The sequence below is a fragment of the Flavonifractor sp. genome, assembly GCF_019422385.1.
GTDB classification, from domain to species: domain Bacteria; phylum Bacillota; class Clostridia; order Oscillospirales; family Oscillospiraceae; genus Flavonifractor; species Flavonifractor avistercoris.
Genome location: NZ_JAHZDL010000022.1, coordinates 13,384 through 27,777, shown reverse-complemented (window position 1 = coordinate 27,777; position 14,394 = coordinate 13,384). Strand labels below are relative to the sequence as shown.

Below are 14,394 nucleotides of genomic sequence, written 5' to 3'. Positions count from 1 at the left end.
CCGACCTGGGCCTCACCCGGGCGGTGCTCTCCCGGGAGCTGAGCCGGGATCAGATCGAATACATCTGCCAGCGCTCCCCCATCGAGATCGAGGTCTTCGCCCACGGGGCTTTGTGCATGTGCTACTCCGGCCAGTGCTTCCTCTCCTCCGTCATCGGCGGGCGAAGCGGCAACCGGGGATTGTGCGCCCAGCCCTGCCGCCTGAAATACGGCTGGATGGACAGGGCGGATTCCTACCCCCTCTCCCTCAAGGATCTGTCCCTGGCGGGGCACCTGCGCCAGCTGCGCAAGATGGGGGTGGCCTGCGTCAAGATCGAGGGGCGCATGAAGCGGCCCGAGTACGTGGCCGTGGTCACCGGCATCTATGCCCGGGCCATCAAAGAGGACCGGGAGCCCACGGCGGAGGAGCTGGAGCAGCTCCGCGCCGCCTTCTCCCGCCAGGGCTTCACCCAGGGCTACTACCTGGACCAGCAGGGCCCGGACATGTTCGGCGTGCGGGAGGAGACAAAGGAGCCGAAGGAGCTCTTTGCCGCGGCTCGCAACACCTACCAGAGCGGGGAGGCACAACGGGTACCCGTCACCTTCTACGCCATGCTCCGCCCCGGCGAGCCCGCCCGGGTGGGGGTGGAGGATCCCGACGGCCGGGTGGTCACCGTGGAGGGGGCCGTGCCCGAGGCCGCCCGCACCCGCCCCCTGACGGAGGAGGCGGTGTCCACCCAGCTCTCCCGCACCGGCGGCACCCCCTACCGCTGCGAAAAGGTGCGGGCCCTGGTGGAGGACAACCTGTCCCTCCCCCTGGCCTCCCTCAACGCCCTGCGGCGGGAGGCCCTGGACGGCCTGACCCGCCAGCGGGGGACGCCCCCCCGCCGCCGCAGCGGCGAATACCACGCCGGCGCCCGGTACGAGAACCGGCGGGAGCCCCCCGTCCTCACCATCTCGGTGCGGAAGGCCGAGCAGGTGACGGGGGAGCTGCTGGCCCTCAAGCCCGCCATGGTCTACATCCCCCTGGACGAGCTGGCGGCCCACCCGGAGCTGGCCGCCGGTACGGCGGACACCGCCGTCGGGGTGATCCTCCCCCGGATCGCCTGGGATCGGGAGTTCCCCGCCCTGCGGGAGAAGCTGGAGCAGCTCCGCGCCCTGGGGGTGAGGGACGCCCTGGTGGGCAACCTGGGTATGTTCCCCATTGCCCGGGAGCTGGGCTTCACCCTCCGGGGGGACTTCGGCCTGGAGATCTACAACTCCCAGGCCCTCAAGGAGTACCGCCACCTGGGGCTCCAGTCCGCCACACTGTCCTTTGAGCTGAAATTTCCCCAGATCCGGGACATCTCCAAGGGCATCGACACCGAGCTCATCACCTACGGCCGGCTGCCCCTGATGATCATGGAGAACTGCATCATCAAAAACCGCACCGGCTCCTGCAGCTGCCAGAATACCAACATACTCACCGACCGGAAGGGCGCCCGGTTCCCCGTGGTGAGCGCCCCCGGCTGCCGCAATGAGCTGCTCAACTCCCAGAAGCTGTTCCTGGCCGACAAGGCCGCCGACTACCGGCGGCTGGGCCTGTGGGCCCAGCGGCTCCTGTTCACCACCGAGAATCCCCGGGAGTGTGTCCAGGTGGCCCAGCGGTACCTGGAGCAGGGCTCCTGGGCCCCCAACGAGTACACCCGGGGACTATACTACCGAGATGTGGAGTGAAACCCTTGATTCTGAAATATAAGGCCGTATCCGACAAGATCGGGAAAGAGATCCCCGCCCCCTTCTACGCCACCCCCGGCTCCGCCGCCATGGATCTGTGCGCCTGTGTGGACGAGCCGGTGGAGATCACCCCCCGGGCCCTGGTGAGCATCCCCACCGGCATCGCCATCGCTCTCCCCTCCCCCGCGTACGTGGCCCTGGTATTCGCCCGGTCGGGGCTGGGCATCAAGCACGGCATCTCCCTCTCCAACGGCGTGGGGGTCATCGACAGCGACTACCGGGGGGAGATCCGGGTGGGGCTCACCAACCTGTCCGACACCCCCTACACCGTCATGCCCGGAGACCGGGTGGCCCAGCTGGCCGTGGTGCCCGTGGTGCAGGCCGCGCTGGAGCGGGTGGAGGTGCTGGACGACACCGGCCGGGGCTCCGGCGGGTTCGGCTCCACCGGGCGGTAACCACCCCGGCGGCCGCCATATATGGCGGCCCTGCGCCGCCGTAACCGCCCCGGCAATTCAGGGGCATGGCACCGACGGCGGCCCGGCGGGCCAGGCCGGTACAGCGCTGCCGCCATCAGGGCCTGCGGGGTAATCCCGATGCGTGCCACCCAGGGCGCGGCAGCGCCTGTAACGAAACGGCCAGGAGAGCGGGCGGCAATGCCGACCCGGTCTTTGCAGGCCGTACACAGCCCACCGCCGCCATGAACCCCCGCACTGGGGGGTCCAGGGTGGGCGAAGCCCCCTGGCCCTTCTTTCTCCCTATTTCTTCGGGAAGAAATGGGGGCGCCCGCCGCGCAGGCGCGTCCCCGGGGGCACCCCGGCAGGTAGATGGCGCGCCGAGTCGTCGCGCCCCACGGGGCCAGCAGTTGCGGGGGAAAACGGGCGGATGATATCCGCCCCTACGGGCCGGTGGTAATCGCTGCCGTGTCCCCGCGGCCCACTGAGAAAGGAAGATAGACATGGACATCATTCTGGCCTCCCAGTCGCCCCGGCGGCGGGAGCTTCTGGAGCGCATGGGGCTCCCCTTCCGCATCATCACCCCCGACATTGACGAGCACATGGAGCGGGAGCTGCCGCCGGGGGAGCTGGTGGCGGCCATCTCCGCCGAGAAGGCCGGGGCGGTGGCGGCCCAGGCCGGGCCCGGCGCCGTCGTCATCGCCGCCGACACAGTGGTGGCCCTGGACGGGGCGGTGCTGGGCAAGCCCGCCGACGAGAGCGACGCGGCGCGGATGCTCTCCGCCCTGTCGGGGCGCACCCACCAGGTGTTCACCGGCCTCACGGTGGCCTGCGGGGCAGACGTGCGCACCGTCAGCGAGGAGACCGCCGTCACCTTCCGCCCCCTGACGGCGGAGGAGATTGCCGCCTACGTCCGCACCGGGGAGCCCATGGACAAGGCCGGGGCCTACGGCATCCAGGGCTACGGCGCCCTGCTGGTGGAGGGCATCCGGGGGGACTACTACAACGTGATGGGCCTGCCGGTGTGCCGCCTGGGCGGCCTGCTGAGGGAGCTGGGCGTGGACTGCCTGGCCCTGGCGGGACAGAAATAAGAGGTAGAACGTGAAGGACTTTTTCCGAAACAACGGGGTCTTGATCCTCATTGCCGCCATCCTGCTGGCCCTGGTGACGGCGGTGGTGTCCGCCCTGCTGGGCGGCGGGGCCAATCCCCTGGCCAACCTGGTGAACATCGTCACCACCCCCGTCCGCAGCGGCATCAGCGCCGTGGCCGGCTGGGCGGAGGAGAAGTACAACGACACCTTTGAGCTGGAGCAGATGAAGGAGCAGCTGGAGCAGGCCCTCCAGCGGGTGGCCGAGCTGGAGGCCAAGGAGCGGCAGTACGAGGCCGCCCTCCAGGAGAACGAGCGGCTGCGGGACTTCGCGGGCCTGCGGCCCAGCAGCCTGAGCTTCGACCCGGAGTCCGCCACCGTCACCGAGCGCTCCACCTCCAACTGGAACTCCACCCTCACCATCAGCAAGGGCAGCTCCATGGGCGTTGCCGTGGACGACGTGGTGGTGGATCAGTACTGGAACCTGGTGGGCGTGGTGGCCGAGGTGGGCGAGAACTGGGCCACGGTGCGCACCCTGGTGGATGTGGGCACCGAGATGGGCGGGCAGATCGCCCGCACCGGCGGCGCCGCCATCCTGGAGGGGGATTTTGCCCTCATGGGGGAGGGCAAGCTGAAGCTGACCTATCTGCCGGAGAACAGCGAGCTCATGTCCGGGGATCTGATCACCACCTCCGGCCGGGGCGGCGTGTATCCCCCCGGCCTGGCCGCCGGCCACGTGGAGGAGGTGCGCACCGACCCCTCGGGCATGACCCGCTATGCCGTGCTCATCCCGGAGACCGACCTGGCCGGTCTCCAGCAGGTCTTTGTCATCAAGGACTTCGAGGTGGTGGAGTGAGCCTGCGGCTGAGCGTTGAGAATCGGCGTCCTGCGCCGGGGCGGGCCTGCCCGCCGGGCGGGACGGCAAGGGAGGTGAGCCGGTGACCCGGCAGGATTTTCTCATCAAGTGGGGCGTGTACGCCCTGGCCCTGCTGCCCGTGTGGTTCTGCGAGGTCTACATCCTCAACCGCATCCCCGTGCTGGGGGTGATCCCTATGCTCCTCCCCCTGGCCGCCGTGTGCGTGGCGGTGCTGGAGGGGGCCACCGCCGGGGCGGGCTTCGGCCTGTTTGTGGGCATGCTGTGCGACGCGGTGTACTTCAACGCCGACGGGGCCATGACCGTGGTGGTCTGCCTCATCGGCGTGGGGGCCGGCGCCCTGGCCCAGTATGTGCTGCGGCAGAACCTGCTGGGCTGCCTGCTGTGCTCCCTGGCGGCCCTGGCCTTCATCGACGCCGGGCGCATCGCCGCCCGGCTGCTCACCGGCCAGGCCGGCCTGCCCGCCATGCTCAGCGTGGCCGGGCGGGAGATTCTGTGGTCTATGGTATTCGTTTTCCCGGTGTACGCCCTGTTCCTGTGGGTGTTCCGCCGGGTACCCAAGAAAACCGTGCTGTAGGGCCGCGGCCCATCGGCTTCAGAGGCATCCATTGCTCATAGAATAAAAAGGAGGTCCCATGGAGGGAAAGCAATTCAACCGGCGCACTCTGGCCGTGGCGGCGGTGCTGGCTGTGATACTGGCGGTATTCGTCGGCGTGCTCTACAATCTGCAGATCGTCCACGTGGAGGACTACCGGGCCATGTCGGTGGTGAAAATCGACAACCGGGTCACCGTGGAGGGCGCCCGGGGGGAGCTGCTGGACCGGTACGGCCGGGAGCTGGTGACCAACCGGGCGGTGTACCGCATCACCCTGAACACCCGGCTCATGGGGGACGAGGCCCAGCGCAACCCCAACCTGATGGAGCTCATCACCATCTGCCGGGACAACGGCCTGTCCTGGTCGGACAGCCTGCCCATCTCCACCACCGCCCCCTTCACCTACACCACCGACACCCCCCTGGCCTACGAGCTGGAGGGCGGCGGCGTGGCCTTCACCCGGCTGGGCCGCCTGCTCAACGCCCTTCCCCTGGGGAGCACGGTGAAGGAGTCCCTCAACCTGCCCGACACCCGGGACATCGAGGCGGCCAAGGATCTCACCGAGATCCCCGCCGGGCCCACGGCGGAGGAGCTCATTGCCGCCCTGCGCAATTATTTTGAGATCGACCCCGCCTGGTCTGACGAGGACGCCCGGGCCCTCATCGGCGTGCTCTACGAGGTCAACCTGCGCACCTATGAGATCAACCAGCAGGAGTATATCTTCGCCCAGGACGTGGACATCGACGTCATCTCCGCCATCAAGGAGCGGGGGCTCACCGGCGTGTCCGTGGACGCCACCACCGTCCGGGAGTACCAGACCAGCGCCGCCGCCCACCTGCTGGGCCGGGTGGGCTCCATCCAGAACAGCACCTGGGACTATTACCGGGAGCTGGGCTACAGCATGAACGACAAGGTGGGCATCGACGGGGCGGAGAGCGCCTTCGAGTCCTACCTGCGGGGGGAGTCGGGCACCCTGGTGCAGGAGCTGGACACCTCCGGCCGGGTGATCAGCGAGTACTGGTACACCAGCTCCAAGACCGGCGAGACCGACGAGCCCCAGCCCGGGGACAACGTGATGCTCACCCTGGATCTCCGCCTCCAGGAGAAGGTGGAGGAGATCCTGGCCAACACCATCGAAAACCTGGATTCCGAGGACACCCGGGGCGGCGCCGTGGTGGTGGAGAGCGTGGAGGACGGGGAGATCCTGGCCATGGCCTCCTACCCCACCTACGACCTGGCCACCATCTACAGCGACACCGCCCTGTACAACGAGGTGCTTAACGACCCGCTGGAGCCCTTCAACAACCGGGCCACCAATGGACAGTACTCCCCCGGCTCCACCTTCAAGCCCCTGGTGGCCATCGCCGCCCTGGAGGAGGGGCTGGTCACCCCCACCGAGGAGATCCAGGACACCGGGCGGCTGGAGCTGCCCGAGGAGGAGCACTACCCCTACGGCGACTCCCACCCCCAGTGCTGGATCTACTGGCAGTACGGCGGCACCCACGGGTGGGAGAACCTGGCCGAGGCCCTGCGGGACTCCTGCAACATCTACTTCTACACCCTGGGCCACCGGCTGGGCATCGACAAAATCGACGAGTACGCCGCCGCCTTCGGCCTGGGGGAGGCCACCGGGTTTGAGCTGTCCGAGTCGGCCGGCCTGGTGGCCGGCCCCGCCACCAGCGAGGCCCTGAACCAGACCTGGTACGGCGGCGAGGTGCTCAACGCCGCCATCGGCCAGGGCAACACCCTGGTCACCCCCCTCCAGCTGGCCAACTATATGGCCACCCTCCTCAATGGAGGGGACCACCTGGTGCCCCACCTGCTCAAGACCGTCAAATCCAGCGACTACTCCGAGACGGTGTACGAGCAGGAGCGGGAGGTGCGCAACAGCCTGGAGCTGGATCCGGCCAACGCGGACGCCGTCAAGCAGGGCATGTGGGCCGTGGCCAACGACCCGGAGAGCACCGTGGATCAGTACCTCAGCAATCTGGCGGTGGAGGTGGGCGCCAAGACCGGCTCCGCCCAGGTGGGTTCCGCCGAGCGGGAGGCCAACGCCATCTTCACCCTTTTCGCCCCCTACGACGACCCGGAGATCGTCATCTCCATCGTGGTGGAGGGCGGCGCCTCCGGCGGCAACCTGGCACAGGCCGCCGGAGAGATCGTCAACTACTATTTCAGCGCGGAGCACACGGTGGAATCGGTGGATGCCGAGAACACCCTGCTCCGCTGAAGGGAGCCCTTTGTTGTGTGTGATGCCCAGACCTTTGACAGCCGGGATACCCGGTACAAGCAGCCCTACGGCGCCGTCCCCTCCGGAACGGTGGTTCAGCTGACCCTCCGCCCGCCCCGGAGCGGGGGGTTCTCCAAGGGCGTCCTGATCGCCTACTTTGAGCACCGGCAGGAGGAGCGGCACGAGCAGCCCATGACCTGGGCCGGCCTGGACGGCGACCGGGACGTGTTCCAGACGGCGCTGGACACCGGGGACTATGTGGGCCTCATCTGGTACTCCTTCCGCCTGGAGGGTCTGGACGGCCGGCAGGAGGAGCTGGGGCCCTACCAGCTCACCGTCTACGACGGGGCGGAGGATGTGCCGGAGTGGTTCGGGGAGGGGGTCACCTACCAGATCTTCCCCGACCGCTTCCGCCGCACCCGGGTGCCCGACCCCACCGGCATGGTGGGGGGGCGCAGCGTCCACACCGGCTGGGACGAGGAGCCGGAGTACCGCCCCGACCAAAACGGCGAGGTGCGCAACCGGGACTTTTTCGGCGGCAGCCTGGCCGGCGTGCTGGAGAAGCTGCCCTACCTGCGGGGCCTGGGGGTGGACACCCTCTACTTCTGCCCCGTGTTCGAGGCGCCGGAGAACCACCGCTACGGCACCGGCGACTACGAGAAGATCGACCCCATGCTGGGCACCGAGGCCGACTTCAGGGCCCTGTGCGACGCCGCCCACCAGCTGGGCATGCGGGTGATGCTGGACGGCGTGTTCAACCACCAGGCCTTTGTCAGCCGGTACTTCAACGGCGACGGCTCCTACCAGAGCGTGGGCGCCGCCCAGTCCCAGGACAGCCCCTACTACCCCTGGTACCACTTCTCCCACTGGCCCGACCACTACGACTCCTGGTGGGGCATCTACTCCCTGCCCGCCGTGGACGAGAGCCAGCCCACCTACCGGGACTTCATCTTCAGCGGGGAGAACAGCATCATCCGCCGCTGGCTGAACGCCGGGGCGGACGGCTGGCGGCTGGACGTGGCCGACGAGCTGCCCGACGACTTCGTCCACGGCATCCATGCGGCCGCCCGGCAGGCCAAGCCCGACGCGGTGGTCATCGGCGAGGTGTGGGAGGACGGCTCCAACAAGATCGCCTACGGCGTGCGCCGCAGGCACATCCTGGGCGGCCACTGCGACGGGCTGATGAACTACCCCTTCCGCAACGCCCTGCTCTCCTTCCTGCTGGGGGACGACGCCTTCCACTTCAAGCAGGCCATGGAGACCATCCGGGAGAACTATCCCCCCTTCGCCTGGCGCTCCGCCATGAACTTCCTGGGCACCCACGACACCCCCCGCATCCTCACCCTGCTGGGGGTGGGGGGCGACGGCAAGGATCACTCCAAGGACTGGCGGGCCGCCTTCCGCATGAGCGACGAGCAGTACCAGCGGGGCAGGGCCCGGCTCAGGCTGGGGGCCCTGGTGCTCTTCGCCTTCCCCGGCTCCCCCACCATCTATTACGGGGACGAGGCCGGGCTGGAGGGCTTTGAGGATCCCTTCAACCGCCGCACCTTCCCCTGGGGCCGGGAGGACGAGGAGCTGCTGGCCTGGTACCGAGCCCTGGGGGCCGCCCGGGGACAGCTGGAGGCCCTGCGCCGTGGGGAGCTGACCTGGCTCCACACCCGGGGCAGGGTGCTGGCCTTCCTGCGGGGCGAGGGGGAGCGCGCCGTGCTGGCCGCCGTCAACGCCGGCGACAGGCCGGAGGCCATCACCCTGCCCTGGCCCGCCCGGGACTGGATGACCGGCGGGGAGCTGCCCGCCGGTGCCTGTGAGCTGCCCCCCATGACCGGCTGGCTGCTCACCCCGCGGAAACCGGAGGGCTGAGGATGGAGCGGCCCCTGATCAGCGTCATTATACCGGTATATAACGTGGCCCCTTATCTGGAGCGGTGCCTGGACAGCGTGGCCGCCCAGACCTGGGAGAACCTGGAGGTTTGGCTGGTGGACGACGGCTCCACCGACGGCAGCCTGGCGCTGTGTGAGGCCCGGGCGGAGCAGGATTCCCGCTTCCGGGTGCTCCGGCAGGCCAACGCCGGGGTGTCCGCCGCCCGGAACCGGGGCATGGATCACGCGGCCGGGCAGTACCTCCAGTTCGTGGACGGGGACGACTTCCTGCCCCCCGACGCCACCGAGAACCTGGTGCGCACCGCCGCCGCCACCGGCGCCGACCTGGTGGTGGGCCGCTTCTGGCGGGTGGCGGGCGGCCGGGCCGCCGTCCGGGGCCACATCCGGGAGGCGCGGGTGCTCACCCGGCAGGACTACGCCGAGGAGATGCTCAAGGCCCCGGCCAACTTCTACTACGGCGTGCTGTGGAACAAGCTCTACCGCCGCTCCATTGTGGAGGCCGGGCACCTGCGCTGCGACACCGGCGTCAGCTGGTGCGAGGACTTCCTGTTCAACCTGGAGTACCTGCGCCGGGCCCGCCTCATCGCCGCCTGCGCCCGGCCGGTGTACTGCTACGTGAAGCGGCCGGGCAGCCTGGTGGCCACCCAGGCCACACCCGCCCGCACCGTGGAGATGAAGCGCACCGTCTTCGCCGCCTACAAGCAGCTTTACCAGGCCCTGGATCTCTACGAGGAGAAGAAGCTCCAGGTCTACGGCTACCTGATCTCCGCCGCCCGGGACGGGGGGAGCGTCTCCCTCCGCCGCCCCCGCCGGCGGCGGCAGCGGAAACTTAAGGAATCCTTTATGTCCCGTTCACAGTCCGTTCACCAACGGCTCCAGAAAGAGGAGTAGGATCAAAAGCGTCAGGAAGAAGTGCTTGCAGACACAACTCCTCACATCTCTCAAACCTCTCTCTATCCACACACACAACAGGAATGGCCCGCCGTTCGGCGGGCCGTTCCTGTTTTTGTTTTTTTGCCCCAGGGGAGACGCGGACATGCCACTTTTGCCGCCGTCCCCCGATCCCATAGAGGGGCCCGGAGGAGAGGAGGGGGCGCCGGAACAGGGCGGCGGGCCGCCGCCGGGGAGGGACATGCTTGGCGAGGTTACAGGAGTTGGCAGAGGACTATATGGACGCGGCGATCAGATTGCGGGCGGCTCTGGACGAGGTGCGCGCCGCCATGGAGGACGAGGGGGCGGATCGGAGGGCGCTGGAGCAGCGGGCCCGCCTGCTGGAGGGGATGCTGCGGGAGATGCGGGAGCTGCGCCGGCTCACCGAGGGGTATTACACCCGGCCCAGGGACGGAACCTATACCGCCGCCCACTGGTATGCACCCCGGCGCGACAGCTTGGAGTGAGGACGCGGCGGGGGCAAGCCCTCGCCCTACGCGGGAGCGCCCAGCATTCAGCGGGGAGGAAGGGGGAGTCAGATGTCGGAGGCCCGGGAGGTGCGGGCGCGGGCCAGGGCGCTGCGGGAACAGCGGGGGGCGCTGGAGGCGCGGCTGACCGCCGGGGAGGGGGACCAGCGGGCCCTGCGGCTGGAGCTGGCCCGGCTGAAGGAGGAGCTGGCGGACTGTGCCCACCGGCTGAAGGAGCTGGAGCCCCGCCACCGGGTGAGCCATGGCACCACCTGGGCGGGGGTGGACGGCTGGAAGTGGGATCGGCTCCAATACCAGACCTGGGCGGAGCTGGAGGGCGCGGAGGAGCCGGAGGGCCCCACCCGGCACGACAGGATGCGCCTGGCGGCCAGGACGGCCCGGGAGCGGGCCGTGACGGAGAAGCAGGGGGAATACCTCTCCCAGGTAGAGAAGGGACGCAGTGCGGCCCAGGCGGCCCGGGAGGCGGGTCGGGATCCCTCCGCCGTGGCGCGCACGGTGCGGAGAGGAAAGGCCAGAATCGCCCGGGACGCCAAGGCACTGTTTGCCATCCTGGAGGCCCAGGAGAGGCCGGGGCCCCTGGTGCTTGACCTGGCGGAGCCGGCGGTGCTGGGGGCGGTGCTCTCCCTGCTGACGCCCCGGCAGCAGCTGTACCTCTATCTCTACTACGGGGAGTGGCTGAGCCTGCGGGAGATCGGGAGGCTGCTGCGGGTGGATCACGCCTCGGTGCTCCGCTCCATCCGGTGCGCGCTGGAGCGGCTGGAGGCCGTCACCCTGGGCACCGGCGTGGAGGTGCGGGGCCTGGAGGCCCTGGAGGAGGCCCTGGTGACCCACTTCCACGCCCTGGAGCCGGAGGAGGAGGCCCCGCCCCGGCCCAAGGCCCCGGCGGCGGCCGCCCAGCCCCGCAAGCCCATGCCGGCCCACCCCCTGCGGGCCCTGGTGCTCCGCCTGGTGCGGGACGGGGAGGCGCGCACCGCCCGGCTGGGGGACAGCCTGGCCCGGACGGAGGGGCCCCGGTGGGGCTCGGGGAGGCTGCTGTCCGCCCTGGAGGAGTGGGTGGAGCAGGCGCCCGGCCGGGGCAGGGAAAAAGAGAGCAGGCGGCAGAAGCTGGGCCGCCTGCTGGTGAAGATTCTGCGGAAAATCAGGGAGGAGTTGATTGGATGCTGACCATCATCGAGATTGCGGCCAGAGAGGACGGCGGCCACGGCCTGGAGAGCCAGAGCCACCGCACCGAGTGCTGGATGGAGGGGTGGATCGCCGTGCCGGAGGAGCTGGTGGACACCGCCTGGGCCTGCCGGGGTTACTGTGATCTGACCATCCAGGACGGGGTGCTCACCGGCATCATGCCCAAGGATCCGCCCCCGCTGCCCGAGCCCGAGCCCACAGCGGAGGAGCGGCTGAACGACATCGAGGAAGCGATTCAGAGGGGGTTGTCACTGTGAACGTATACGACGCGCTGGCATCGGCCATCTATGTGGCCCGGCAGAACCTGACCGGGGCGGCCATCGACACCGACGACAAGCGGCTGCGGGCCTCGGGGCTCTATGAGGACTGGGCGGAGGGGGCCTACACCGTGGGCGACATCCGCAACGCCAAGGGGCAGACCTGGGAGTGCTTCCAGGGCCACGACACGGCCACCTATCCCGACATCAACCCGGAGAACGCCGCCTGGTTCACCTTCTGGCGGCCCCTCCACGGCACCACGCCGGAGACCGCCCGGCCCTTCGTGCCGGTGCAGGGCGCCCACGACATGTACCGGACGGGGGAGCACATGGTCTACACCGACGGCAAGACCTACAGGTGCCTGAGCGACACCAATTTCTCCCCCGACGACTACCCCCAGGCGTGGGAAGTTATCAACGGCGCAAGCCGATAAAGGAAGGAAGTACAAAAATGATCACCGAACTGAACTTTGCCAAGCTGACCCCGGCCGCGTGGGCCATCGCCACCGCCAACAATGTGGACGTGAGCGTGGGCCGCTCCATGCTGCTCCACAACCTGCAGGAGGGCAAGGAGATGAACCCCATGGCCGCGCTGCCCGACGAGTTTGCCCCCGATTGGGCGGCCCTGGGCGAGCAGTACAACGCCATTGACCCCGAGGAGCGGGCTGGCGTGATGTCCGCCTCCAACGTGTGGCACCGGGTGTGCCAGGACAACTACAAGGAGCTGTGCGCCCTGTGGATGGAGGGGGACTGTGCGGGCATGGTGGAGCTGATGGAGGCCGCCGCCGATCCCGGCCCCGTGGGCAATGGCCCAGCCCGCCAGGAGTGGGAGGAGGCCCAGCACCCCGAGGAGCCCGACGATGAGTAAGTGCATCGCCGCTATCCCCCTGTCCTCCATCTCCCGGCTCTCCCTGGTGGAGGCCGGGGGCCGGAGCATGGCCCAGGTCAAGGAGGCTCTGGGCTGCCAGTACATCATCAACGCCTGGTTTTACAACATGAACACCGGGAAACCGGTGGGCAATCTGTGCATCGACGGGGAGGTCAAGGCGCGGGCCGGCTGGGCGGGCTACGGCCTCACATGGGACACCGGCCCCGACATCCGCATGGAGGTGGTGCCGGGGGCCAAGGCGGGGCGGAGCTATCTGTCCGGCGTGGAGCTGCTCACCCCCAGCCGGGGCCCGGCGGAGCCCGCCAGCTACCCCGCCGAGTACGGCGGGAAGCGGGGCCGCTCGGCGGCCCTGCTGGCCGGGGACTACCTGATCCTGTACTGCTCCGGCGACGGCACGGCGGACGCCGCCACACCGGACGCCATGCGGGAGGAGCTGGTGGGAATCGGCACCCTGTGCGCCAGGGCGGAGCAGCTGCGGCTGCTGGGCCTGGACTCCGGCGGCTCCAGCCAGTGCGACTTCGGCGGCGGCCGGAGGATCACCAGCCCCCGGCGGGTGGCGGGGTACCTGTGCGTCTGGACAAAAGAGAGCGGCCAGGAGCCGCCGGAACAGGAGGAGAGGCCTGTGAGCAGAAAGACCGTCTGCCTGGATCCCGGCCACGGGCCGGGCTGCGTCAACGGCGCCCCGGACGGAAGCTATCAGGAGCGGGAATTTACCTGGGATATGTACCGGCGCATCGCCCCCCTGCTGGAACGGCAGGGGGTGCGCGCGCTCTGCACCCGGACGGAGGACAGCGACCCCTCCCTCACCGAGCGGGCCGGGGTGAGCAACCGGGCGGGGGCGGACTGCTATGTCTCCCTCCACTCCAACGCCGCGGGAAACGACGGGTGGTATGACGCCTCCGGCCTGGAGATCTACACCTCCGCCGGGCCGGAGACCGCCCAGCGGAACGTGCTGGCCTCCGCCCTTGCGGACGCCTTCCGCGCCGCCGGGGTGGCCCTGCGCAGCTCCCCCATCAAGCACCGGATGTATACCGTGCTGGCAAAGACCGACGCCCCCGCCTGCCTCATCGAGTACGGCTTCCACACCTCGAAGGAGGATGTGGAAAAGCTGAAGGACTCCGGCTGCCGGGACAGGCTGGCAGAGGCCACCGCCCGGGGGCTCTGCGCCTGGCTGGGGGCGGCGTGGCAGGAGCCGGCAGAGGATGCCTCCGGGCTGGACGCCGACGTGGATACGCTGGCAGAGGCCGGGGTGATCAGCAACGCCGGCTACTGGAAAGCGGGCCGGTACGCGGCGGACACGGTGGCGGCCCTGATCGGCAGGATGGCCGAATTTGTGAGAGGAGTGGCGTAGATGGAGCACATCAACAGAATCAAGGCCGCGGCGGTGGGGGTTCTGGGGTGCCTCACCGCCCTGTGGGGGTGGTTCGGCTGGCTGGTGGTGGCCTGGATCGGCTGCATGGTGCTGGACTACGCCACCGGCTCCGCCGCCGCCCTGCGCTCCGGGGAGTGGTCGTCCAAGATTGCCCGGGACGGCCTGTGGCACAAGCTGGGGTCTATGGTGGCCGTGCTGGTGGCCGCCATTTTGGACGGGGTGATCCGGCTGGCGCTGGCGCACATTCCCGCCCTGGAGCTGCCCTTTGAGTACACCGTGTTCGTCAGCGTCCTGGTGCTGGTGTGGTACATCCTCACCGAGCTGGGCTCCGTGGTGGAAAACGCGGGAGCCCTGGGGGCGCCTGTCCCCGCCTGGCTGGCCCGCATGCTGGCCGCCCTGGAGAGCGGCGTGGACAGGACGGGCTCCGCCATGGGCGGGGACGGGGAGGAATGAGGACGGCGGG

The 14,394-nt window shown here is 69.3% G+C and carries 15 protein-coding genes; all 15 read left to right on the top strand.

Translation table 11 applies throughout. The features are described from left to right. On the top strand, nt 1-1,694 hold a 1,694-nt coding region (locus QZ378_RS04875; RefSeq protein ID WP_291257496.1), incomplete at its 5' end, for a DUF3656 domain-containing protein. 5 nt (nt 1,695-1,699) lie between these two features. Beyond that, a complete protein-coding gene (gene dut, locus QZ378_RS04870) occupies nt 1,700-2,149 on the top strand; it encodes a dUTP diphosphatase (RefSeq protein WP_291257495.1) in 450 nt (149 codons plus the stop codon). Between the two features lie 500 nt (nt 2,150-2,649). After that, on the top strand, nt 2,650-3,237 hold the full coding sequence (locus QZ378_RS04865; RefSeq protein ID WP_191379799.1) for a nucleoside triphosphate pyrophosphatase: 588 nt from the start codon (nt 2,650-2,652) through the stop codon (nt 3,235-3,237). Nucleotides 3,238-3,247: 10 nt separating this feature from the next. Then, nucleotides 3,248-4,090 (top strand): rod shape-determining protein MreC, encoded by an 843-nt coding sequence (gene mreC / locus QZ378_RS04860; RefSeq protein WP_291257494.1) that lies wholly within the window; start codon nt 3,248-3,250, stop codon nt 4,088-4,090. 82 nt (nt 4,091-4,172) lie between these two features. Continuing rightward, the gene (locus QZ378_RS04855; RefSeq protein ID WP_087239865.1) at nt 4,173-4,685 is read left to right on the top strand and encodes a rod shape-determining protein MreD; all 513 of its coding nucleotides are present in this window, start codon (nt 4,173-4,175) and stop codon (nt 4,683-4,685) included. Nucleotides 4,686-4,743: 58 nt separating this feature from the next. Further along, nucleotides 4,744-6,933 carry a penicillin-binding transpeptidase domain-containing protein gene (locus QZ378_RS04850; protein WP_291257493.1) on the top strand — a complete coding sequence of 730 codons (2,190 nt, stop codon included), beginning with the start codon at nt 4,744-4,746 and terminating at the stop codon, nt 6,931-6,933. Between the two features lie 15 nt (nt 6,934-6,948). After that, on the top strand, nt 6,949-8,793 hold the full coding sequence (locus QZ378_RS04845; protein ID WP_191529287.1) for a glycoside hydrolase family 13 protein: 1,845 nt from the start codon (nt 6,949-6,951) through the stop codon (nt 8,791-8,793). Nucleotides 8,794-8,795: 2 nt separating this feature from the next. Continuing rightward, the gene (locus tag QZ378_RS04840) at nt 8,796-9,704 is read left to right on the top strand and encodes a glycosyltransferase family 2 protein (protein WP_191379803.1); all 909 of its coding nucleotides are present in this window, start codon (nt 8,796-8,798) and stop codon (nt 9,702-9,704) included. A 245-nt stretch (nt 9,705-9,949) separates the two neighbouring features. Continuing rightward, the gene (locus QZ378_RS04835; RefSeq protein ID WP_291257492.1) at nt 9,950-10,210 is read left to right on the top strand and encodes a hypothetical protein; all 261 of its coding nucleotides are present in this window, start codon (nt 9,950-9,952) and stop codon (nt 10,208-10,210) included. Nucleotides 10,211-10,282: 72 nt separating this feature from the next. Then, entirely contained in the window at nt 10,283-11,395 is a 1,113-nt protein-coding gene (locus tag QZ378_RS04830; protein WP_291257491.1) for a hypothetical protein, read from the top strand. Further along, complete coding sequence (locus QZ378_RS04825; RefSeq protein ID WP_291257490.1) at nt 11,389-11,670, top strand: toxin-antitoxin system toxin subunit; 282 nt, start codon at nt 11,389-11,391, stop codon at nt 11,668-11,670. The genes QZ378_RS04830 and QZ378_RS04825 overlap by 7 nt, the downstream gene beginning before the upstream one ends. After that, complete coding sequence (locus QZ378_RS04820) at nt 11,667-12,104, top strand: hypothetical protein (RefSeq protein WP_291257489.1); 438 nt, start codon at nt 11,667-11,669, stop codon at nt 12,102-12,104. The genes QZ378_RS04825 and QZ378_RS04820 overlap by 4 nt, the downstream gene beginning before the upstream one ends. 17 nt (nt 12,105-12,121) lie before the next feature. Further along, nucleotides 12,122-12,538, top strand: coding sequence for a hypothetical protein (locus QZ378_RS04815; RefSeq protein ID WP_291257488.1), 417 nt, complete (start codon nt 12,122-12,124; stop codon nt 12,536-12,538). After that, a complete protein-coding gene (locus QZ378_RS04810; RefSeq protein WP_291257487.1) occupies nt 12,531-13,910 on the top strand; it encodes an N-acetylmuramoyl-L-alanine amidase in 1,380 nt (459 codons plus the stop codon). Before QZ378_RS04815 ends, QZ378_RS04810 begins: the two co-directional genes overlap by 8 nt. Then, nucleotides 13,911-14,384, top strand: coding sequence for a holin family protein (locus QZ378_RS04805; RefSeq protein ID WP_191380355.1), 474 nt, complete (start codon nt 13,911-13,913; stop codon nt 14,382-14,384). It begins immediately after the preceding gene. Nucleotides 14,385-14,394 lie beyond the last annotated feature (10 nt).

Coding starts and splice junctions, on each gene's coding strand:
- QZ378_RS04865 (WP_191379799.1), top strand. CDS start 2,650: ATGGACATCATTCTGGCCTCCCAGTCGCCCCGGCGGCGGGAGCTTCTG.
- QZ378_RS04850 (WP_291257493.1), top strand. CDS start 4,744: ATGGAGGGAAAGCAATTCAACCGGCGCACTCTGGCCGTGGCGGCGGTG.
- QZ378_RS04840 (WP_191379803.1), top strand. CDS start 8,796: ATGGAGCGGCCCCTGATCAGCGTCATTATACCGGTATATAACGTGGCC.
- QZ378_RS04830 (WP_291257491.1), top strand. CDS start 10,283: ATGTCGGAGGCCCGGGAGGTGCGGGCGCGGGCCAGGGCGCTGCGGGAA.
- QZ378_RS04825 (WP_291257490.1), top strand. CDS start 11,389: ATGCTGACCATCATCGAGATTGCGGCCAGAGAGGACGGCGGCCACGGC.
- QZ378_RS04815 (WP_291257488.1), top strand. CDS start 12,122: ATGATCACCGAACTGAACTTTGCCAAGCTGACCCCGGCCGCGTGGGCC.
- QZ378_RS04810 (WP_291257487.1), top strand. CDS start 12,531: ATGAGTAAGTGCATCGCCGCTATCCCCCTGTCCTCCATCTCCCGGCTC.
- QZ378_RS04805 (WP_191380355.1), top strand. CDS start 13,911: ATGGAGCACATCAACAGAATCAAGGCCGCGGCGGTGGGGGTTCTGGGG.